Genomic DNA, 21090 nt, shown 5'->3' on the forward strand with positions numbered 1-21090 from the left:
GCACCGCAGGGTCACTTGGTTCATCGCCAGTGCGCCCGAACGTGTTACACCCTGTCGAAATGTGGTCTGCGACACGATGGCGCTTGGCGGCGCGGTGCTCGCTTGGGATTAGCGGTTCAGCAGGTCGTGACGCTGAGCGATGATCAGCAGCTCATCGCGGAGCGCCGGGCTCGACGCCGAGTTGATCGCCTCTTGCAGTGCCCTGTTCGTCCGGGGGCGCTTGTTGTCGCGGCGGACGCGAAGACGGGCGGCGAGATTCATCGGGTGTCCATCACCTTCGTTTTCTTGACTTCTCGGTACGACTCAAGTATGCCCCATTGATCGGCAAAACGCACCCGATTGTCCGGTGAGGAGCGGCACACGCCGATGATTGTCCGGTCGCTAACGTATTCAACCTTGGAAGCGATGGAACCTAAAATGGGCTCCTAGTAACGTGTTCGTCGTGTGCCGGTCACCGGGACGTTTCCTGAATCGGTGCGGACAAGAAAGATCGACAACGCCGCAGAAGTCGCCTCCCGTGCCGGATTCCCAGGCGGGGCTGGAGATCGAAGCCGCAGCGCACCTTGCGATCGGACACCCCGGCGGGTTTGCTGGCTCGGGTGACCGAAGTCGTGACACAGGGGACAGGACGAGCGTCGGCGCGTGCGGACCGTGCCGTACTGCGGGTGGCCTACAGCAGTTCCGCGCCGACCCGCGCCGAGGCGGTGGCCAAGCTGAGCAGCCAGGTAGCCGCTATCGAGCCGCTGCTGAAGCGGGACGGCGTGTCGGTGGACTCCCGACGCTTGGCCGTGCACGCCGACTGGCAGAAACAGAAACAGGTGGGTTGTCGCGCCGAACAGAACTATCAGCTGTCGGTGACCGACCCCGAGGTTCTCGCGGAGCTGGCCGGGGCGTTGATCGCCGCCGAGCCCGCCCGACTGGACGGCCCCACCTGGTCGTTGAGCGATGACACCGAACCCCGCAAAGCCGCACAGCGGGCCGCCGTCGCCGACGCGCGCGCCAGGGCCGTCGGATACGCCGACGCGCTCGGCAGGGAACTCGGCGGGCTACTGCGCATCAGCGATGCGGAGGTCGGCGGGGCGCTGCCGCGAAGCGGCTACGGGGGCGCGGAGGCCGCGGTCGCCGCACCCGCGGGCATCCGCAGCGGCCAGGACGTCAAGCGGCTCAACCTGGAACCGCAGGACGTCACGGTCACCACCCGATGCGTGACCAACTGGAAACTAGCCGACTGAAGAACGCAGCAGAACGGGGCGCGGATGCCCCGTTCTGCCGCGTTAGGCGTCGAGATCAGTACATCAGTACGTCAACGCCAGCCCGGGATCCGCCAGCAACGCGCCGACATCGGCGAGGAACTGCGAACCCTGCTGACCGTCGACGACCCGGTGATCGAAGCTCAAGGCGAGCTGACACACCTTGCGCGGCACGACCTGCCCATCGACCACCCACGGCATATCGCGGATCGCGCCGAAGGCCAGGATCGCCGACTCGCCGGGGTTGATGATCGGCGTGCCGGTGTCGACCCCGAACACACCGACATTGGTGATGGTGAAGGTTCCATCGAGCATGGCCGCCGGAGTCGTCCGACCCTCGCGTGCCGTCGTGGCCAGTTCGTCCAACGCCACGGCCAGTTCCCGCAACGACATGTCCTGCGCCTCGCGGACCTTCGGAACCACCAGACCCCGGGGAGTCGCCGCCGCGATCCCCAGGTGCACGTAGGACTTGTAGACGATCTCGCCCGCCTGCTCGTCCCAGGTGGCGTTGACGTCCGGCGTCCGACGGGCCGCCAGACACACCGCCTTCGCGGCGAAGGCCAACGGAGTGATCTTCACGCCCTGGAAGTCGGGGCGCGCCTTGAGCCTGGCCCGTAGCTCCATCATCGGTGTCACATCGACGGTGAGGAACTCCGTGACATGCGGAGCGGTGAACGCGCTCTGCACCATCGCCTGCGCGGTCGCCTTGCGGACGCCCCGAATCGCCACCCGCTGTTCGCGCGGGCGATCGGACGGCGCGGCGGCCGGAGCGGACGCGGTGGAGATCGCCTTGGTCACGTCGTCCCGGGTGATCACCCCGTCCGGTCCGCTGCCGATCACCGTGCGCAGGTCGAGACCGGCTTCCTTGGCCAGCTTCCGAACCGGCGGCTTGGCCAGCGGAACACGGGCGGACTCGGTGGTGGCCGGTGGCGCCACCACCGCCGCAGCGGGCACCGGCGCGGGCGTCGGCGCGGCCGGAACTGCTGCGGGCGGGGCGGCCGGAACCGCTGCCTGCGTCGCACCCGCGTCGGTCCGCTTCCTCGGCCTGCGGGCGGCGGTCTCGGTCCGAGGGCCGTAGCCGACCAGGTTCGCGACCCGACCCTCGCCATCGGCGGGCTTCGAACCGTTCACGGCCACCGGTGCCGACGGCTCGGCAGTGCCATCCGGATCGACGTCGATGGCGATGATCGGTACCCCGACCTCGACGGTCTCGCCGACCTGGGCCATCAGCTGGGAGACCTGCCCGGCGAACGGGCAGGGCAGCTCCACCACGGCCTTGGCCGTCTCGATCTCGACGATGATCTGGTTGACCTTGACGGTGTCGCCCTCGGCGACATGCCAGGTGATGATCTCCGCCTCGGTCAGGCCCTCGCCGGTGTCCGGCAGTGGGAAGTGCTTCAGTTGTGGCATTTCCTCGCTCCTCCCGCTACCAGCGCAGCGAACGTTCGACGGCGTCCAACACCCGTTCCAGATCGGGGAGGAACTCCTCCTCGAGCTTGGTGGGCGGGTAGGGCGTATCGAAGCCGGTCACCCGGAGCACCGGCGCCTGGAGCGAGTAGAAGCAGTGCTGCTGTACCTGGGCCGCGATCTCCGAGGTGATCGAGGACTGGCCGGGTGCCTCGCTGACCACGACCAACCGACCGGTCCGGCGCACCGACTCGAAGACCGGGTTCAGGTCCAGCGGAGACAGCGAACGCAGGTCGATCAGCTCGACCCGGTGCCCTTCCTCCGCCGCGACCCGCGCGGCATCCGTGCAGGTGCGGACCATCGGGCCGTAACAGACGACGGTGACGTCCGAACCCTCCTGCAACACTCGCGACGAGTGCAGCGGGATCGGCTGGACGCTCGTGTCCAGCTCGGCCTTGTCCTGGTATCGACGCTTGGGTTCGAAGAACAGGACCGGGTCATCCGAGGCGATCGCCTGCTGGATCATCCAATAGGCATCCACCGGATTACCGCAGGCCACGACCTTCAGACCCGCCGTGTGAGCGAAGTACGACTCCGGCGATTCCGAGTGATGCTCGACCGCGCCGATGCCGCCGCCGAAGGGCACCCGGATCACCACGGGCATCTTCACCCGGCCCTGGGTACGGAACTGGAGCTTGGCCAGCTGGCTGACGATCTGGTCGAACCCGGGGAAGATGAACCCGTCGAACTGGATCTCGCAGACCGGGCGGTAGCCCCGGATCGCCAGCCCGACCGCGGTTCCGATGATCCCGGATTCCGCCAGCGGCGTGTCCATCACCCGCTGTTCACCGAAGTCCTTCTGCAGGCCGTCGGTGATGCGGAAGACCCCGCCGAGCTTGCCGATGTCCTCGCCCAGCAACAGCACCTTGGGGTCGCGTTCCATCGCGGTGCGCAACCCGAGGTTGAGTGCCTTGGCGATGGTGATCTTCTGGGTCGAGGCGGGCTGCTCGTCCGAGCCGAGGGAACCGGATCGGTTGGTCGTGTCGATGCTGCGTGTCGCCGTCCGGGAAGTCGTCTCGGCCATCAGAGCGCACCCCCCGCGTGCTCGAACTTGGACAGGTAATCGAGGAACTCGTCACGCTGCTGATCGAGGACCGGGCTGTTCTCGCTGTAGACATGCGAGAAGATCCGGTCGGCGGGCGGCGTCGGCATGTTGATGCAGAACTCGCGCAGCCGTTCGGCCAGTGCGTCGGATTCGGCGTCGACCTGAGCGAAGAAGTCGGCATCGGCGAATTGACTGCGCACCAGGTGGACCCGGACCCGTTCGATCGGGTCCTTGAGCTTCCACGCCTCCAACTCATCGGAGAGCCGGTAGCGGGTCGGGTCATCGGAGGTGGTGTGCGCATCCATCCGATAGGTGAACGCCTCGATCAGCACCGGTCCGTTGCCGCTGCGGCACTCCTCCAGCGCCCAGCGGGTGACCGCCAGCGTCGCGAGCACGTCGTTGCCGTCGACCCGGATGCCGGGGAAGCCGAAGCCGCTCGCCCGCTGATAGAGGGGGATCCGGCTCTGTCGTTCCATCGGCTCGGAGATGGCCCACTGGTTGTTCTGGCAGAAGAACACCACCGGGGCGTCGTAGACCGCGCCCCAGACGAAGCCCTCGTTCACATCGCCCTGGCTGGTCGCCCCGTCGCCGAAGAAGACGATGGTGGCCTCGGCATCATCCTGATGGCCGTCGCCGACCTTGCCGTCCAACCGCTGACCCATCGCGTAACCGGCCGCGTTCAAGACCTGGTTGCCGATGACGATCGTGTAGGGATGGAACCGCTTCTCCTGCGAATCCCAGGTCCCATGGTCGGTACCCCGGAAGATGCCGAGCAGGTCGGTGGGGTCGATGCCCCGGCACCAGGCGACACCGTGCTCGCGGTAGCTCGGGAACGCCATGTCCTGGGGGCGCATCGCGCGGCCCGCGCCGATCTGGGCGGCCTCCTGCCCCAGCAGCGGGACCCAGATACCAAGCTGACCCTGTCGCTGCAGTGCGTTGCACTCGCGGTCGGTGCGTCGGACCAGGACCATGTCCCGGTAGAGGCTTCGCAACTCCTCCGGGGTGATGTCGAGGTCGAAATGCGGGTGCGTCACTCGCTCACCCTCCGGGGTGAGGAGCTGCACCAGGTCGGGACCACCTTCCGAGGTGGCGCGCAGTCCAGCGATCACCTGTTCCGCCGTAGGTCGGGCCGCCACGGCGGCCTGGTTGCTCCCCGGTGGCGGCGGCTTCTCGGCCGATGAACTCGGCCATGGCTTGGTCCAGTATTCGGGCGACGACATGCCTGTCTCCTCAGTCTCGAGGCCCGCGCTCACCGCTTGTGGAGGCGGACGCGGACGCACCGCCGGCGTCGTCACCGTCCTTTAGGACCGCGACATCGACCGTCGGCACTGACGGTTCGCTTCCGTCATACTGGCATGGTCTCGGGGCAGGCAAGAGTATCGATGGTCGCTAAAGAAGCCTGCCTTTTGTGGTGGAGACCGTCCCTGGTTGCCGGTTCTACCACCCAGGGTGTTCGTCGGTCACCAACGGTCACGTCCTGGCCGGTCATCGTGCTTCGAACCATCGATTCGGCCTGCTTGCGATGACAGGATGGCCGACCGTGACGCATTCAGATTTGACCAAGATCGTTCAACAACGGTGGGATGACGCCGTGCTGCCCAGCTTGCAGAAGCTGGTCGAGATCCCGGCGCTCTCGCCCGTCTTCGATCCGGACTGGGCCACCACCGGGCATCTCGATGCGGCGGTGGAGCATGTGCAGTCCTGGATCGACGAGCGGGGTTTGACGGGTGCGACCTCGCGAGTGCTGCGGCTGCCCGGCCGGACTCCGCTCCTGGTGATCGATGTTCCGGCCACTGCTGGCGCGGAGGACGCGGGCACCGCCCTGCTGTACGGGCATCTGGACAAGCAACCCCCGGTCGGCGGCTGGTCGGAGGGGCTCGGCCCGTGGACGCCGGTGGTGCGGGACGGCAGGCTCTACGGCCGGGGCTCGGCCGACGACGGCTATGCGGCCTACGCGGCGACGACGGCGCTGGAGGCATTGCGAGCCGCCGGGGGCGCGCATGCCAGGGCGGTCATCCTGTTGGAGACCGGTGAGGAATCCGGCTCGCCGGATCTGCCTGCCTACCTGGCCGAATTGAGCGACGACCTCGGCGAGGTCGGTCTCGTGGTCTGCCTGGACTCCGGTGCAGGCGATTACGACCGGATGTGGCTGACCACCTCGCTGCGCGGGATGGTGCAGTTGCAGGTCACGGCCACGGTGTTGGACGCGGGCCAGCACTCGGGCATGGCCAGTGGAGTGGTGCCGAGTTCCTTCCGGGTCTTACGCGTGCTGTTGGACCGCATCGAGGATGCTCGGACGGGTGCCATGTTGTTGCCCGAACTCAGTGTCGAGGTACCCGCGAACCGGGTCGCCGAGGTGCGGGCCGCGCTCGAAGCCGTTCCGGGATTGATATCCGATGGCATCCCGATGCCTGCGGATATCCGTCCGATGACCGATGACCCGGTGGAACAGGCGCTGAACAACACCTGGCGGCCCACGCTCTCGGTGATCGGCGGATCGGGGCTGCCCGATCCCGCCTCGGCGGGCAACGTGCTGCGACCCTCGACGACCTTGGCCCTGAGCTTCCGGCTGCCGCCCACCGCCGACCCCGATGCCGCGCTCGCCGCGCTGCGCGAGGTGCTGACCTCGGACGTTCCCTACGGTGCTCGGGTGGAGCTTGATCGCAGCGAGTGTGCGCCGGGATGGAACGCACCCGATGTCGCGCCCTGGCTGGACGAGGCACTGTCCACGGCGAGCAGCGAGGTGTTCTCGGCGCCGTGGCGGACGATGGGCATCGGCGGATCCATCCCGTTCATGGGGCTGTTGCATGCCGCGTATCCGGCGGCGCAATTCGTCGTGACCGGTGCGCTCGGCCCGGGCAGTAATGCACACGTTCCGGATGAGTCGCTGCACTTGAACTATGCGGCGAAGATCACTGCCGCGGTGTCGGTGGTGCTCGACGCCCACGCCAGGCAGGTCTGATCGCGACTGCTCTCCTGCGGTGACCGACAGGTCACCGCAGGTGAGTGCGAGCCCGACGCGCGGCCAGGGTCGTTTTGGGCGTGCGGTCACGAATTCGAGCCGCTCCCGGTGGCTGTCGAACCACTTAGTCCACCTGGCCGAACAATTGCACCCACATGCGACACATCCCTACGCAAGGTTGAGCCCCTTAATCCAATGGTTACCTAAATTTTCGGCCAGCAGTGGAATGATGCCTGTCGTTCGACACGGAATGTGATCGGAGGGCGACGTTTTGGCACAGACGATCAGACCGAAGGTTCTTCTCGCATGGGGATTGGCACTTTCTTTCGGTCTCGCCGGATGCGGCACGTCGGGAGCCGAGGCCCCAGAAGAGGAACAGCGCGTCGTCCCGGACGTCGATCTCGTCTCGGATGGCAGGCTTCTGACCTGCACTCATCTTCCTTATGATCCGTTTCAGTTCGAGCAGGACGGTGAGGTCGTCGGCTTCGACGTCGACATCGTGGACCTCATCGCCGACGAGCTCGACGTCGAACAGGCGATCGTCGACATGCCCTTCGAGGGCATTCAGACCGGTGTGGCGCTCGACGCGGGGGAATGCGATATCGCCGCTGCGGCGATGACCATCACCGATGAGCGCAGCGAAGTGATCGACTTCGCCTATCCGTACTTCAATGCCGCGCAGGCATTGCTGGTGGAACGCGCTTCGCCGGTCCGAGGGCTCGATGGCCTGCACGGGCAACGCCTAGCGGTGCAGGAAGGCACCACGGGCGCCGCTTTCGCCGAGCAGTACAACGCCGACAACGGCGAACCGATCGAACTCCTCTACTACCCGAACCTCTCCGCGCTGACCCAGAGTCTGCGATCCGAGGAGAGCGACGGCGTGCTCTCCGACAACGGGCCGCTCCACGAGTTCGCGCAGGTCTATCGGGATACCGAGGTAACCGCCGAGTTCGACACCGGCGAGCAGTACGGCCTCGCGGTGCGACAGGGCAACACCGAACTTCTCGACGTCGTCAACCGGGTGCTCGAGGAGGCCCGCGCGGACGGCCGGTACGAGGAGATCCACCTGAAGTGGTTCGGAGTTACCCCGAACCAATGGTGATCATGCTGGTCATGCCGTCCTTGACGGCGATTCGAGTGGTACCGACTACGGTGCCCCACACATCCCCCGCTCATCGTCAATCGAAGGAACAGAACATTGGAACGGCGTAGTAGAAGGATCCTCCGTCCTGCCGTCGTGCTGGCACCCGTGCTGGCCCTGTCCCTTGCCGCGTGCGGGGGTGACAGTGAGGGCGCATCGGTCGACGGCATCGAGCTGGTGTCTGATGGTCAGCTGACGACCTGCACCCACCTGCCGTACGAGCCGTTCCAGTTCCGCGAGGGCGAGGAGATCGTCGGGTTCGACGTCGACCTCGTGGACCTCGTCGCCGAGGACCTCGGCGTCGAACAGGCGATCGTCGACACCCCCTTCGACACGATCCAGTCCGGGGCCGACCTGGACACCGGGAAGTGCGATGTCGCTGCTGCGGGCATGACCATCAACGATGTCCGCGAAGAGAACATAGACTTCGCCGACCCGTACTTCGACGCCAGCCAGGCGTTGTTGGTGGCTGCGGACTCCGATATCGAGGGCGAGGCCGACCTCGCGGGCCTGCGTGTCGCGGTGCAGACCGGTACGACCGGCCAGGAATGGGCGAGGGAGAACCTGCCTGACTCGGAACTCGTCACCTTCGAGGACCTGGCGCTGCTGACAGCATACGTCCAGAACGGCGAGGTCGACGCGGGCATCAACGACAACGGCGTCCTCTACGACTTCGCGGGTGACAACCCCGATGTCGCGGTCGTCGCGGAGTTCGACACCGGCGAGCAGTACGGCGTTGCGGTGCGGACCGGCAACGACGCTCTGCGGGAGCGGATCAACGAGGTCCTGGCCGCTGCCCGCGAGGATGGCCGCTACGACGAGATCTATGAGAAGTGGTTCGGTACGGCGCCTGCTGGCGACGACGCGGCCGAGGGTGAGGACGCCGAGGACACCGAGGCTGATGACACCGAGGCCGACGCCGAGGAGGGCGCGGCGGACGAGGAGTCCGAATCCTCGGAGAGCGCCGAGGATTCGGAGAACTGAGTAGCTGATCGAGGCGGGGCCGGCGTGCATTGCGCGCCGGCCCTCTCGCATTCCCCATCGGCAGGCGAAGGGCCTGTCGCACCGACACCTTCCATCGCACTCCAGGAGTACGAGAGACCATGGCGGGAAACAACACGGTGGGCACGGTCGCCGGGGAGGACCCCCCGGCCGCCCCACCCCGGCCTGCTGCAGGCAGCACGGGTGACCAGCCCCCGAAGCGGAAGATGAGCAAGCGCCAACGGGCCAAGGTGATCAGGGGCGTGCAGTACGCGATCCTGATCGCGGCGGTGCTGTTGATCATCGTGGCCGCGGACTGGGGCCAGATCCAGCGCGCCTTCTTCAATATGGACGTCGCGGCCAACCTGTTCCCGACGGTCATCACGGTCGCCCTGGGCAACACGATCTTCTATACGGTGCTCGGCTTCGCGCTCGGCCTCGGGCTCGGGCTGGTGCTCGCGTTGATGCGCCTGTCCTCGGTGGCGCCCTACCGGTGGATCTCGGGCATCTACATCGAGTTCTTCCGAGGCCTGCCCGCCATGCTGGTCTTCCTCGCCGTCGGCGTGGGCATCCCGTATGCCTTCGACACCCGGTTGGACCGCAACGTCCAGATCATGGTCGCGCTCGGATTGGTCGGCGCCGCCTACATCGCCGAGACCATCCGCGCGGGCATCCAGGCGGTGCCCAAGGGCCAGATCGAGGCGGCCCGCTCACTGGGCATGTCGCCTACCCGCACGATGATCACGGTGATCATTCCGCAGGCGTTCCGGATCGTGCTGCCGCCGTTGACCAACGAGTTGATCCTGCTGACCAAGGACTCCTCGCTGGCCTTCTTCCTCGGCAGTACCTTGGCCCAGCAGGAGTTGGCGCAGTTCGGCCGCGAGGCGTTGAACACCAACCAGAGCATGACGCCGGTCCTGGTGGTCGGAGTCTGTTATCTGATCATCACCATCCCGCTGTCGTTCGTCTCCCGAGCCTTGGAGAAGCGATTCGGCAAGGGAGTAGCCAGGAAACAGGCCAAGGCGAGTGCGACACGCAGCGGGGGACAGTGAGATGGCGGATGCCAAGACCGACGACCCGGCCGGCGCCGTGAGCTCGGAGACCCCGGTGATCTCGATCGACGGGCTCAAGAAGTCCTTCGGTGATCTCGAAGTCCTCAAGGGCGTCGACCTGAGCGTCACCCGGGGCGAGGTGGTCTGTGTGATCGGACCATCCGGCTCCGGCAAATCGACGCTGCTGCGCTGCGTGAACCTGTTGGAGGAGCCCACTGCGGGAAAGATCGTGGTGAGCGGTACCGAGCTGACCGACCCGGACTGCGATATCGATGCGGCCCGGACCCGGATCGGCATGGTGTTCCAGCAGTTCAACCTGTTCGCGCACCTCAACGTGCTGGACAACCTGACCATCGCCCAGCGCAAGGTGCTCGGTCGGGGCAAGGAGGAGTCCGAGCGGGTCGCCAAGTCCAACCTGGAGCGGGTCGGCCTGTCGGACAAGGCATCGGCGATGCCCGCGCAGCTGTCCGGGGGTCAGCAGCAGCGCGCCGCGATCGCCAGGGCGCTGTCGATGAACCCGGACGTGATGTTGTTCGACGAGCCGACCTCGGCGCTGGACCCCGAGTTGGTCGGGGATGTGCTCGGGGTGATGCGCGGTCTCGCGGAGGAGGGGATGACCATGCTGGTCGTCACCCATGAGATGCAGTTCGCCCGCGAGGTGGCCGACACCGTCCTGTTCATGGACGGCGGATACGTCGTCGAGCAGGGCGATCCCGCGCAGGTCATCGGTGCACCGAGGGAACGGCGGACCAAGGAGTTCCTGGCGCGCGTTCTGGACCCCACGCATCAGAACCCGCAGGACACCGCAGTCTGATATCGGCCGTGGTCGACGGGGCGGGACGCAGGCGAGAGCCGCGACCCGCCCCGTTCGCTTTCCCAAGGGGTGGACGCCGGATTTTTCCGCCGGATTAAGCGTTGTTCTGTGTCGTGACGAGTACTCCACAGTCCGTGTTCTCCGGGTTAGGGTGCCGCCCGTGAACAGCACTGACGTTGGCGAACCGACCGCACCCGCCCCGCCCGACGACGCCTATCTGCGGGCGATGACCGAGGCCACCGCACGGGCGGTCGCCAGCGCGAAGCCACTCGAATCCGAGTACGGCGGCGCGGCGGCCGACATCAGGACCTCGATTCGGACCACCTCGGCAGCGATCGCCGATGAGTTGGTCGCGTTGAGCCAGGACCTGCATGCCCATCCGGAGGAGGCCTTCGCAGAACACCGATCGGTGCGGGCCGTCGCGGAGCTGCTGGCGGCCCACGGGCATCGCGCCGAGGTCGGCATCGGTGGCCTGGACACCGCCTTGCTGGCGACCAGTGGATCCGGCACCGGCCCGCACCTGGCGGTCCTCGCCGAGTACGACGCCCTGCCCGGCATCGGACACGGCTGCGGACACAACATCATCTGCTCGGCAGGTGTCGGCGGTTTCCTCGGCGTGGCACCGGTCATCGAGCGACTCGGCGGTCGGATCTCGCTGATCGGCACTCCGGCCGAGGAAGGTGGCGGAGGCAAGGAAACGCTGGCCAGAGCCGGGGTCTTCGACGACGTCGATGCGGTGGTGATGCTGCATCCCTTCAGCCACGACCTGGCGATGCACCCGTTCCTGGGCCGCAGGCAGCTGGAGATGGTCTTCCACGGGGTCGCCGCACATGCCGCCGCCCAGCCCTTCATGGGCCGCAACGCCTTGGACGCTGCGGTCGCCGCCTATCAGGGGGTAGCCGCGCTGCGACAGCACATCCCGCCGGGCGATCGGGTGCACGGCGTGTTCACCGACGGCGGTGCCCGTCCGAATGTGGTGCCCGACCGTGCCGCAGTGCTGTTCTACCTGCGCTCGGCGGACCCGGCGACCCTGCGCGACCTGGCCGCCCGAATGGAGCGGATCGCCCATGGTGCCGCCGAACTGGCCGGTTGCGGCGTCGAGCTGCGGTGGGACTCGCGGCCGCCGTATCTGCCGATCCGACACAACCAGACGCTGGTCGGTCGATGGGCGGCCAACCAGCAGCTGTGTGATCGCAGGCCGCTGGCCCCCGGCGCGGTGCCCGGTTTCCTCACCGGCTCCACGGACCTGGGCAATCTGAGTTATCGACTACCCGCGATCCACCCGATGATCGCCGTCTCCGCGCCGACGGTCGCCTTGCACACCACGGATTTCGCCGCCGCCGCCGCGAGCCCCGCAGGCGATAAGGCGGTGCGGGACGGGGCGCTCGGCTTGGCGCTCACCTCGGCGGACTACCTCGGCGACGCGCGGCTGCGAGCCGCCGTGCACGCGGAGTTCGAGGCCACGGGTGGCGCGATCGACGTGCCGAACTACTTCGACTGACCGCGCCCGAGGGCCGGTAGGCAAGCCGCCGGAGGGCTGCCGCCCTCGGTAGCGACCCGGAACACCACGACGTCGCCTCCTCGACCAGGGCGGCGGGGAGCGCCTAACCGATCGAGGACAGCCTGCCCCGGTGGCAGGCGACCGACACCAGGCGGATCAGATCACACGGAGGTGCCACGGTGACGAACACTCCGACCTCGACCCCACGCGATTCCGTCGCGAGGGCCAATCGGCTCGACCGGGTGTTGAACTGGATCGAGCGGGTCGGCAACAGACTGCCGGAGCCGTTCATCCTCTTCGTGTTACTCACGTTGATCGTCGCCGTGGTGTCGACCCTGATGGCGGGCTTCGGGGTGTCGATCCTGATCCCGGGCGACGAGGAGTCGACGCCGATCCGGGGCGCGTTCACCGGTGCGGGCGTCGAGTTCATGTTCACCGGTTTGGCGTCGAACTTCATCGAGTTCCCACCGCTGCAGACGGTCGTCACGATCATGCTCGGCGTCGGCCTGGCCGAGCGAACCGGATTGCTCGCCGCCCTGATCCGGTTGGCCTTCGGCAACGCACCGAAGTGGTTGCTGCCCTACGCACTCGGTTTCATCGGCGTCACCGGCAGCGTCATGTCCGACAGTGCCTTCATCATCATCCCGCCACTGGCGGCGATGGTCTTCAAGGCCGCCGGGCGGCATCCGGTGGCAGGCCTGCTGGGTGGATTCGCGGCCGCCGGGGCCGGCTACTCGACCTCGCTACTGGTGACAAGCCTGGATGCGCTGTTCTCCGGCATCACGAACTCGGTTGTGGAGACCCTGCCCGGCATCGGTGCAACGGCCAGCTCGGTCACCCCGGTGTCGAACTACTTCTTCAACATCGCCTCCGCGATCGTGCTCAGCCTGATCGCGGGTTTCATCATCGCGAAGGTGGTCGAGCCGGGGCTGGTGCGTTCGGACTTCCCGCGCGAGGAGGTCGACGCTCCGGCCGCAGCAGGCGGGCGGGGCGGACCGGCGCCGCGCACGGTGGAGGATGCCGAGGCTGCGGACATCGCGGAGTCCGAGCACACCTCGCAGGCCTTGACCGCAGAGGTGTCGGCGGTGGAGCGGCGTGGTCTGCGGTGGGCCGGGCTCACCCTGCTGGTGGTGACTGCGGCGGTGCTCGCGTTGACGCTGCCCTCGGGCGCCCCGCTGCGTAATTCCGACGGCGGCTATCTACCGGACTCGCCGTTGCTCAGCTCGGTGACGACGCTGGTGTTCTTCGCCTTCTTCGTGCCCGCCATCGCCTACGGGATCGTGGTCGGCGTGATCCGCAAGGGCGCCGACGTGCCGTTGTTGATGGGGCGGGCGTTGAAGGACCTATCGGGGTTCATCGTGTTGGCGTTCGTGCTCGGCCAGTTCATCGCGTTGTTCGCCTGGACCAACATCGGTGCGTGGCTGGCGGTCTCCGGTGCCGAACTGTTGCAGAGCATCGGACTCACCGGCTATCCGGCCGTCTTCGGCTTCATCGTGCTCGCCTCGGTGCTGAACCTGTTCATCATCTCCGGGTCGAGCCTGTGGACCCTGATGGCGAGTGTGTTCGTGCCGATGTTCCTGCTCATCGGTTTCGAACCGGGCTTCACGCAGGCGGCGTTCCGGGTGGGCGACTCGGCCACCCAGGTGATCACCCCGCTCAACCCGTACATGATCGTGTTGCTGACCTTCGTGCGGCGGTATCAACCCAGCGCGGGGCTGGGGACGCTGATCGCGAAGATGTTGCCGTTCGTGGTGCCGTTCTGGCTGTTCTGGGCGGGGGTCCTGACGGTGTTCTACTTCCTCGATCTGCCGCTGGGGCCGGGGATGGGCATCCATCTGACCGGCTGAGGCCCTCGCGCGCGGGCCGGGCCATCGCCATCGACGGCCCGGTCCGCGTCGGAGACTCTTCAGTTGCCGCCGAGCGCGTCCGCAATCAGCTCATCGGAGAGTTTCCGAAGGCAGCGGCGAGCCTCGGGCTCGTACGCCTGCGAGTTCGCCCGCTCCTGTTCGGTGGTGTTGAAGTAGCAGCCGTTGATCTCGTCGAACCGCTCCTCGGTGATCAGCGGGAGGGTGGCCTCGCCGCCGTCGGCGAGGGTGTTGACCGGCGTGATTCCCCATTCCCGCACCATCGCGGTGTCCATGAAGGTCGCGGGATGAATCGCGTTGGCGGTGATCTGCCCGACGCCGAACTCCTCGGCGAGATCCAGCGTCAGCATGATCATCGCGAGTTTGCTCTGCCGGTAGGCACGAGCCCCATCGTAGGACTGGGTCAGCAGCGGATCATCGAAGTCGATGGCCTGTTGCCCCGCCGAGGCGATGTTGACGATCCGACTCGGTGCCGAGCGAGCCAGTAGCGGGCTCAGGGTGCGGGTGAGGTGATAGGTCGCCAGGTAGTTCACGGCGAAGCGCAGTTCGACCCCATCGGAACTCTCCTGGCGGACCGAGGAATCGGCGCCCGCGCCGACCCCCGCGTTGTTGACCAGCACATCGAGCCTGGGCAGCCGCGCGGCGAGTTCGGTCCCGAGGGCGTCCACCGCCGACAGGGCGGCGAGGTCGGCGAGAACGGTCTCGATCCGCTCGTTTCCGCTGGCGGCGACGACTTCCCGATGTGCTTGGGCGAGCCGTTGCGCGTCCCTCCCGTGCATGATCACGGTGGCGCCGGTCGCGGCGAGTCGATCCGTCAGGTAGCGGCCGAGTCCTGCGGTCGCCCCGGTGATGAGGATGGTCTGTTCGCTCAGCGGTCGCATCGGCGGGCTTCTCCCTTGTTGTCCCAGGCGAATGAACCAGGTAGCGCTGCGGGTGCCTCGTCGAGGTCTCGGGTCCGGGCCCCCGTGAAGTGCCGTCGCAGACGCGGAGTACCCCCATCGGCTCCGTGCCTGCTCGGAATGAACACAATAGGGCGTGAAGATCAAGAAGTTGGTGCCGTTGCTGGCGATCGCGCTCGTTCTGTACGCGGTGATCGCCGAACCGCTCTGGGCCTCCGACTTCGTGTCGATGCTGCTGTGTTGGTTGGAGACGGTCGGCGAGGCGATCGCCACCTTCATCGGCGGTCTCGTCGGCTAGGCCGATCGGAACTCACCCGACACCGGTGAAGGCGGCGATCGGCTGCGTCAGCGCTGAGCCTCGTATCGCCTCATTCCGAGGCGGGAAGCCGTTGTGAAGCCGTGCTCCCGGTGGCGCCCTTCGCCTCCTCCGCCAGGTAGTCGGCGGGCTCCGTGTGATCCGAACCAACCGGGACCTTGAACCGGTTGCACACCAGGGTGACCAGCGTGGCGACCAGCAGATTGGCGGCCAGCGCGACGAAGCCGACGAAGATCTGCACCTCGGAACCCGCGAACGGGTACCAGCCGAACACGGACAACTCGCCGAGCTGCAGTGCCGAACCGCCGAAGTGCTCGCGGCCGCTGACCGGGTTGGGGATCGAGTACAGCATCAGGAAGCCCCAGATCATGCCGGTCGCCCAACCCGCGATCAACGCCCAGCGATGGAACCACCTGGTGTAGAGCGCAATCGCCACCGCGGGCAGCGTCTGCAGGATGATCACGCCACCGATGAGCTGTAGGTCGATGGAGAACTGCGGGTCGACGAAGACGATGAACCCGAGCGCGCCGAACTTCACGACCAGCGAGGCGAGCTTGGCCTGCCGGGTCTCCTGCGCGGGAGTGGCATCGCGGCGCAGGTACTCCTTGTAGACGTTGCGGGTCCACAGATTCGCCGCTGCGATGGACATGATGGCGGCGGGGACCAGGGCGCCGATGCCGATCGCCGCGAACGCCAAGCCGGTGAACCAGCTCGGGAACTGCTCGGAGAACAACACCGGGATCACCGTGTTCGCATCCGGCCGTCCGGTGGCGGCGTTCATCTCCGGCTGCGCGCCGGTGGCCACCGCCGCATAGCCCAGCAGCAACAGCAGACCCAGCATCAGCGAGTAGGCGGGCAGCGCGACCATGTTGCGTCGCACCACCTTGCCGCTCTTGGCGGCGAGCACCCCGGTCAGTGCGTGGGGATAGAGGAACAGCGCCAGGGCCGAGCCCAGGGCGAGTGTTGCGTACTGCAACTGGTTGTTCGGGCCGAGCAACAGCGAGCCTCGGGCGTCGCCGGTGGGGCCGGGCTCGGCCAGCGCGGCGCCTGCCGACTCGAAGATGGATCCCCAGCCGCCCAGCTGGATCGGCAGGTAGATGACGGCGATGATCACCACGATGTAGATCAGGCTGTCCTTGACGAACGCGATCAGCGCGGGCGCCCGCAGACCCGATTGATAGGTGTAGACGGCCAGGATCACGAAGGCGATCAACAGTGGAAGGTGGCCCAGGAAGCCACCGCCGTTGAGGCCCATGGTGCGCAGCACCGCCTCCAGCCCGACCAGCTGCAGCGCGATGTAGGGCATCGTCGCCAGCAGACCCGTCAGGGCGATCAATAAGGCCAGCAGCGGTGAGTCATAGCGACCGCGCACGAAGTCGGCCGGGGTCACATAGCCGCGAACCCGGGAGACACTCCACATCCGGACCAGCGGCAGCAATGCCAGCGGGAAGGCGATGATCGTGTAGGGCAGCGCGTAGAAACCGAGAGCGCCCGCGCTGAACAGCAATGCGGGCACCGCGACGAAGGTGTAGGCGGTGTAGAGGTCGCCACCGATCAGGAACCAGGTGATCCAGGAGCCGAATTTCCGGCCACCCAGGCCCCATTCGTCCAGGTGATCCATCGTGGCACCGGATTTCCAGCGGGCGGCGAGGAACCCCATCACCGTGACGCCGAGGAATAGCGCGGTGAAGATGATCAATTCGACCCAGTGCAGATCGTTCATCGCTGCTCGCCTCCGGCGGCCTCGGTCTCATCGGTGGCCGCGTCGGGGCGCTGCCGGGTCCGGTTGGCCACGATCGCCGTGCAGGTGATGCCGATCGGAATGAATAAGAACTGCACCCAGTAGAAGAACGGCATCCCGATGAGCGTGGGCTCCATCCGGTTGAACAGCGGCGTGACCAGGATCAGCAGCGGCACCAACAGCAGAAGGCTCCAGGGGCTCCACCTGCGGGTCCGGCCTCGTTGCCGGGGTTGTCCTGTCATCGTTGTCTCCAGTCGCCCACGTTTCCCTTGTTCCTCGGCGGCGGCCCGCCGGATCGGTGCGCCACGAGAATGTCAGTGCTGCTCGCGGCACGACGAACGCCGAACGGGTGATCTGCGCCCGGGATGGGATTAGCGCTGTGTGACCGCCGATCGGCCGCGACGGGGATCGGCGATCGTGGCGTCGTCGCGAGTGGCCCAAGGTGGACCGGAGCCATTCGGCTGACGGTGATGGCGAACGGGCCGGGTGACGGCCGTTCACCCCGGTCGGGCGTTCTTGCTGCACCGCAGCGGATTCCCGACGCCGCACCCGAACAGTCGAGATGCCGGTTGACGAATCAGATCCCGGTTTGCCAACGGCTTGGCGCCACGCACGCGGCGGGTGTCGGGGAACTCGGTACCGTATGCAGTGGACGACAGCCCGATGGAGAGGCGGAGGCCGTGTCGCGACGATCGTCGGTGATCGGCGTATTGCTCGCAGCCCTCGCGATGGTGAGCGCCTGCACCGGATCCGACCCCGAATCGCAGGCAGATGCCCAGCGGCAACCGCCCTCCCGAATCGAACTCCCGGATGCGGCGGAGGAAACGGGTTCGACCGAGTCCCCGAACGTGGCGATCCAGCCGGCCGAGGGCCTGCCCATCGCGGGCGAATGCATGATCCTCGCCGATTTCCAGTCTATCGACTGCGCCGAGCCGCACACCCTGGAAGTGGCCTCGATCGCCGAACTACCCGCCGAACTGCCGAGGTCGCGCCCCGAGGATGCCGAGATGCTGCGGCTGACGGAGACCGCATGCGCGGAGCCGATCGCCGACTTCGTCGGCAGCGGCGACATCAACGCCACCAGGTTGCACCCCTGGACGGTGTGGCCGTCCGAGGAGGGCTGGGCCAAGGACGAGCGCTGGCTGCTCTGCGGCGTCGCGGAACTGGGCGTCGACCTGGTGCCCGTCAGCCGTACCGGTTCGGTACGCGACGCACTCGTCGGCGAGCCCTTCTACGACTTCCAGGCGTGCCTGCCCGATTCGCCGATCGAGGCCACCACCCTGCAATACGTGCCCTGTGCGGAACCGCATCGGGCCGAGGCGCTGCCGGGTGTGCTGCCGCTACCGGGCGGGCCCAACGATCCGATGCCGACCGTCGAGGAGATCGACGAATTGGCCGGTCCGCATTGTGCGGCGGCCAGGTCGGCTTATCTGGGTGGGTCGGATCGGGACGACATCACCTTGAGTTGGCGGATTCCCGAACAGGATGATTGGCGCCGGGGCTCGAACTCGGTGGTCTGCTATGTCTCGACCGAGGAACCGGTGGGCGAATTGTTGCTCGGTATCGGAGATCGCCCACTGCCGGAGTGATCAGGCCGCGCGGCCGCACTCCGGCAGTTCCTCATCGACATGGTTCTTCACGCCGTCATCCGAAGAGGGTTCACCGCGTCGAACGGCCCGTCTTCGGCCAGCGTGATCTGGTCCCGATCCTGGTCGGAGCCATCCTGCTCGATTCGCAGCGTCCCGGTGGCCACGGTCAGCAGCACCGACCCCAATGCCAGCGCAGTCATCGCAATTCCCGCATACATCGTCATTCACCCCCCATCCCCCTGGTGTGATCTACATTACTAGGACGCGGGGGTCGGCGGGTCGGTTCCGATGAATATCGACGATCTTCTTGGATGGCATGGCCGGGAACGTGGCGTCCAGTACGTGTCGTTGCGCACTGGACGCCACCCTCGTTTCCGCAATCGATCAATCGGATGGACTAACGCGCAGAGCGAATCCGATTGCTATCGCAGTCACCTTGGCGGGGTGGGAGATCTCGCCGATCTCGACACCCACGATCTCGGATCACTCAGCCGAGGCGCTGCCGCAGCGCGGCCAGCTCGTCCTGCATCGTGCTGGGCAGCGCCGCTCCGATGGTGTCGAACCACTCCTCGATGAGCGGCAGTTCGGCGCGCCACTCGTCGACGTCGATCGCCAGCGCGTCCGCCACGTCCTCGTAGCGGACATCGAGCCCCGTCAGGTCCAACTCCTCCACGGTGGGGACCCGGCCGATCGCGGTCTCCACGGCCGAGGCCCGGCCTTCGAGCCGTTCGACGATCCACTTGAGCACCCGCGAGTTCTCGCCGAATCCGGGCCACAGGAAGCGGCCGTCGTCGCCCCGGCGGAACCAGTTCACGTAGAAGATCGACGGGAGCTTCGCCGCGTCGGCCTGCTTGCCGACCTCGCCCCAGTGCCGGAGGTAGTCGCCCGCGTTGTAACCGATGAACGGCAGCATCGCCATCGGGTCGCGACGAACCTGGCCGACGGTTCCGGCGGCGGCGGCCGTCTTCTCGCTGGACAGCGTGGCGCCGAGGAAGACACCGTGCTGCCAGTCCCTGGCCTCGGCGACCAACGGGATCGTGGTGGCCCGCCTACCGCCGAAGAGGATCGCCGAGATCGGCACGCCCTGCGGGTCGTCCCACTCCTGGGCGAGCACCGGGCACTGGTTCATCGGCGTGCAGTAGCGGGAGTTCGGATGCGCCGCAGGACCGGCCGAGGAATCCGACGGCGAGATCTGCTCGCCCTTCCAGGAGGTCAGGATCTCCGGAGTGCCCTCCATCCCCTCCCACCAGACATCGCCGTCGGGGGTGCGGGCGACGTTGGTGTAGATGGAGTTCCCACCCTCCAGGGTGCGCATCGCGTTCGGATTGGTCTTCCAATTCGTGCCGGGTGCGACACCGAAGAAGCCGTTCTCCGGATTCACCGCGTACAAGCGGCCGTCGTCACCGAAACGCATCCAGGCGATGTCATCGCCCAGCGTCTCCACCCGCCAGCCGGGGATCGTGGGCTCCAGCATCGCCAGGTTGGTCTTGCCGCAGGCGGACGGGAAGGCGGCCGCGATGTAGTGCACCTCGTCGGTCGGCGAGGTGAGTTTGAGGATCAGCATGTGCTCCGCGAGCCAGCCCTCCTCCCTGGCCAGCACCGATGCGATTCGCAGCGAGTAGCACTTCTTGCCGAGCAGCGCGTTGCCGCCGTAGCCCGAACCGAAGCTCCAGATGGTCTTGGTCTCCGGGAAGTGGGTGATGTACTTGGTCTCGCTGCACGGCCACGACACGTCCGCCTCGCCTGCTTCGAGCGGCTTTCCGACCGAATGAAGGCAGGGCACGAAATCGGCGTCCGAACCCATTCGGTCGAGTACATCGCGACCGGCGCGAGTCATAATGTGCATCGAGACGACGACGTATTCGGAGTCGGTGATCTCGACGCCGAACATCGGCTTTTCGGCGTCCAGCGGACCCATGCAGAATGGAATGACATACATTGTCCGGCCGCGCATCGAGCCCCGGTACAAATCGGTCATCAACGCCGTCATCTCGCCCGGGTCCATCCAGTTGTTGGTGGGACCCGCATCCGAGGCGTCCTTCGAGCAGATGAAGGTCCGCTCCTCGACCCTGGCGACATCGTCGGGATCCGATGCACACCAGAAGGAGTTCGGTCGCTTCTCCAGCGGGACGAAGGTGCCCGCGTCGACGAGCTTCGTGGTCAGCCGGTTCCATTCGTCCTGTGTGCCGTCACACCACACCACCGCGTCGGGCGTGGTCAGTTCTGCCACCTCCTGTACCCAGGCGAGCAGTCCGGGGTGTGTCGTCGGCGCGTGATCGAGGCCAGGGATCGCCAGTGCGGTCATCGTCTACGTCTCCTGACTGGGCGGCGGCCCGTTTTCTGGCGGTACGCCTCATGTCTCAAACGGCCGAACGTCGCCATTCGGTGGAATGACGACGATCGCCCGGCTGATCGACGGGCGTAGCGGGAAAAGGATGTCGTCGAGGCTAGCGGCCTTGACCAAGAC

18 protein-coding genes and 1 pseudogene are annotated in these 21090 nt (G+C 66.8%); 10 read left to right on the forward strand and 9 right to left on the reverse strand.

Annotated features, from left to right (window positions below; genetic code table 11):
- Positions 1 to 108: 108 nt before the first annotated feature.
- Positions 109 to 261 carry a hypothetical protein gene (locus BKA25_RS00460; RefSeq protein ID WP_172803885.1) on the reverse strand — a complete coding sequence of 51 codons (153 nt, stop codon included), beginning with the start codon at positions 259 to 261 and terminating at the stop codon, positions 109 to 111.
- Positions 262 to 599: 338 nt separating this feature from the next.
- On the opposite strand from BKA25_RS00460, the gene BKA25_RS00465 reads away from it, so the two are divergent.
- Entirely contained in the window at positions 600 to 1232 is a 633-nt protein-coding gene (locus BKA25_RS00465) for an SIMPL domain-containing protein (protein WP_172803884.1), read from the forward strand.
- A gap of 63 nt (positions 1233 to 1295) precedes the next feature.
- Here BKA25_RS00465 and BKA25_RS00470 read toward each other — a convergent pair whose 3' ends face one another.
- Genes BKA25_RS00470 through pdhA form a run of 3 tightly spaced genes read right to left on the reverse strand, consistent with a single transcriptional unit; the run spans position 1296 to position 4982 of the window.
- Entirely contained in the window at positions 1296 to 2660 is a 1365-nt protein-coding gene (locus BKA25_RS00470) for a dihydrolipoamide acetyltransferase family protein (RefSeq protein WP_069852983.1), read from the reverse strand.
- Between the two features lie 16 nt (positions 2661 to 2676).
- On the reverse strand, positions 2677 to 3741 hold the full coding sequence (locus BKA25_RS00475; protein WP_084643490.1) for an alpha-ketoacid dehydrogenase subunit beta: 1065 nt from the start codon (positions 3739 to 3741) through the stop codon (positions 2677 to 2679).
- Positions 3741 to 4982, reverse strand: coding sequence for a pyruvate dehydrogenase (acetyl-transferring) E1 component subunit alpha (gene pdhA / locus BKA25_RS00480; protein ID WP_069852981.1), 1242 nt, complete (start codon positions 4980 to 4982; stop codon positions 3741 to 3743). Before pdhA ends, BKA25_RS00475 begins: the two co-directional genes overlap by 1 nt.
- Positions 4983 to 5302: 320 nt before the next feature.
- Here pdhA and BKA25_RS00485 point away from each other — a divergent pair, with 320 nt between their 5' ends.
- The 7 genes and pseudogenes from BKA25_RS00485 (at position 5303) to BKA25_RS00515 (ending at position 14060) form a co-directional block, all read left to right on the forward strand.
- Positions 5303 to 6724, forward strand: a complete 1422-nt coding sequence (locus BKA25_RS00485) for a M20/M25/M40 family metallo-hydrolase (RefSeq protein WP_236750426.1) — start codon at positions 5303 to 5305, stop codon at positions 6722 to 6724.
- Between the two features lie 313 nt (positions 6725 to 7037).
- Positions 7038 to 7826, forward strand: a complete 789-nt coding sequence (locus tag BKA25_RS00490; RefSeq protein ID WP_236750425.1) for an ABC transporter substrate-binding protein — start codon at positions 7038 to 7040, stop codon at positions 7824 to 7826.
- A gap of 96 nt (positions 7827 to 7922) precedes the next feature.
- Positions 7923 to 8717 (forward strand): annotated as a pseudogene (locus BKA25_RS00495) (ABC transporter substrate-binding protein); the annotation flags it as partial.
- A gap of 356 nt (positions 8718 to 9073) precedes the next feature.
- The gene (locus tag BKA25_RS00500) at positions 9074 to 9898 is read left to right on the forward strand and encodes an amino acid ABC transporter permease (protein ID WP_069854189.1); all 825 of its coding nucleotides are present in this window, start codon (positions 9074 to 9076) and stop codon (positions 9896 to 9898) included.
- A 1-nt stretch (position 9899) separates the two neighbouring features.
- Positions 9900 to 10712 carry an amino acid ABC transporter ATP-binding protein gene (locus BKA25_RS00505; protein ID WP_069854188.1) on the forward strand — a complete coding sequence of 271 codons (813 nt, stop codon included), beginning with the start codon at positions 9900 to 9902 and terminating at the stop codon, positions 10710 to 10712.
- Positions 10713 to 10938: 226 nt separating this feature from the next.
- The gene (locus BKA25_RS00510) at positions 10939 to 12213 is read left to right on the forward strand and encodes a M20 family metallopeptidase (RefSeq protein ID WP_069854187.1); all 1275 of its coding nucleotides are present in this window, start codon (positions 10939 to 10941) and stop codon (positions 12211 to 12213) included.
- A gap of 179 nt (positions 12214 to 12392) precedes the next feature.
- Positions 12393 to 14060: an AbgT family transporter gene (locus tag BKA25_RS00515; RefSeq protein ID WP_069852978.1), complete on the forward strand. Its 1668-nt coding sequence runs from the start codon at positions 12393 to 12395 to the stop codon at positions 14058 to 14060.
- A gap of 59 nt (positions 14061 to 14119) precedes the next feature.
- On the opposite strand, the gene BKA25_RS00520 is transcribed toward BKA25_RS00515, so the two are convergent.
- A complete protein-coding gene (locus BKA25_RS00520; protein ID WP_069852976.1) occupies positions 14120 to 14959 on the reverse strand; it encodes an SDR family NAD(P)-dependent oxidoreductase in 840 nt (279 codons plus the stop codon).
- A gap of 154 nt (positions 14960 to 15113) precedes the next feature.
- On the opposite strand from BKA25_RS00520, the gene BKA25_RS00525 reads away from it, so the two are divergent.
- Positions 15114 to 15275 carry a hypothetical protein gene (locus BKA25_RS00525; protein ID WP_157421328.1) on the forward strand — a complete coding sequence of 54 codons (162 nt, stop codon included), beginning with the start codon at positions 15114 to 15116 and terminating at the stop codon, positions 15273 to 15275.
- Positions 15276 to 15345: 70 nt separating this feature from the next.
- Here BKA25_RS00525 and mctP read toward each other — a convergent pair whose 3' ends face one another.
- Together mctP and BKA25_RS00535 are read right to left on the reverse strand one after the other, a co-directional pair.
- Complete coding sequence (mctP, locus tag BKA25_RS00530; RefSeq protein WP_069852975.1) at positions 15346 to 17016, reverse strand: monocarboxylate uptake permease MctP; 1671 nt, start codon at positions 17014 to 17016, stop codon at positions 15346 to 15348.
- Positions 17013 to 17276: a DUF3311 domain-containing protein gene (locus BKA25_RS00535; protein ID WP_069852973.1), complete on the reverse strand. Its 264-nt coding sequence runs from the start codon at positions 17274 to 17276 to the stop codon at positions 17013 to 17015. The genes mctP and BKA25_RS00535 overlap by 4 nt, the downstream gene beginning before the upstream one ends.
- A 438-nt stretch (positions 17277 to 17714) precedes the next feature.
- Between BKA25_RS00535 and BKA25_RS00540 the strand changes: the two genes are divergently transcribed.
- Positions 17715 to 18623 (forward strand): septum formation family protein, encoded by a 909-nt coding sequence (locus BKA25_RS00540; RefSeq protein ID WP_069852972.1) that lies wholly within the window; start codon positions 17715 to 17717, stop codon positions 18621 to 18623.
- Positions 18624 to 18670: 47 nt separating this feature from the next.
- Here the strand turns inward: BKA25_RS00540 and BKA25_RS00545 are convergent, their stop codons facing one another.
- Positions 18671 to 18823, reverse strand: a complete 153-nt coding sequence (locus BKA25_RS00545; RefSeq protein WP_157421327.1) for a hypothetical protein — start codon at positions 18821 to 18823, stop codon at positions 18671 to 18673.
- Positions 18824 to 19110: 287 nt separating this feature from the next.
- Positions 19111 to 20928, reverse strand: coding sequence for a phosphoenolpyruvate carboxykinase (GTP) (locus BKA25_RS00550; RefSeq protein ID WP_069852970.1), 1818 nt, complete (start codon positions 20926 to 20928; stop codon positions 19111 to 19113).
- Positions 20929 to 21090: the final 162 nt, after the last annotated feature.

This window comes from Actinoalloteichus hymeniacidonis (assembly GCF_014203365.1).
In the GTDB taxonomy this organism is placed as follows: Bacteria; Actinomycetota; Actinomycetes; order Mycobacteriales; family Pseudonocardiaceae; genus Actinoalloteichus_A; species Actinoalloteichus_A hymeniacidonis.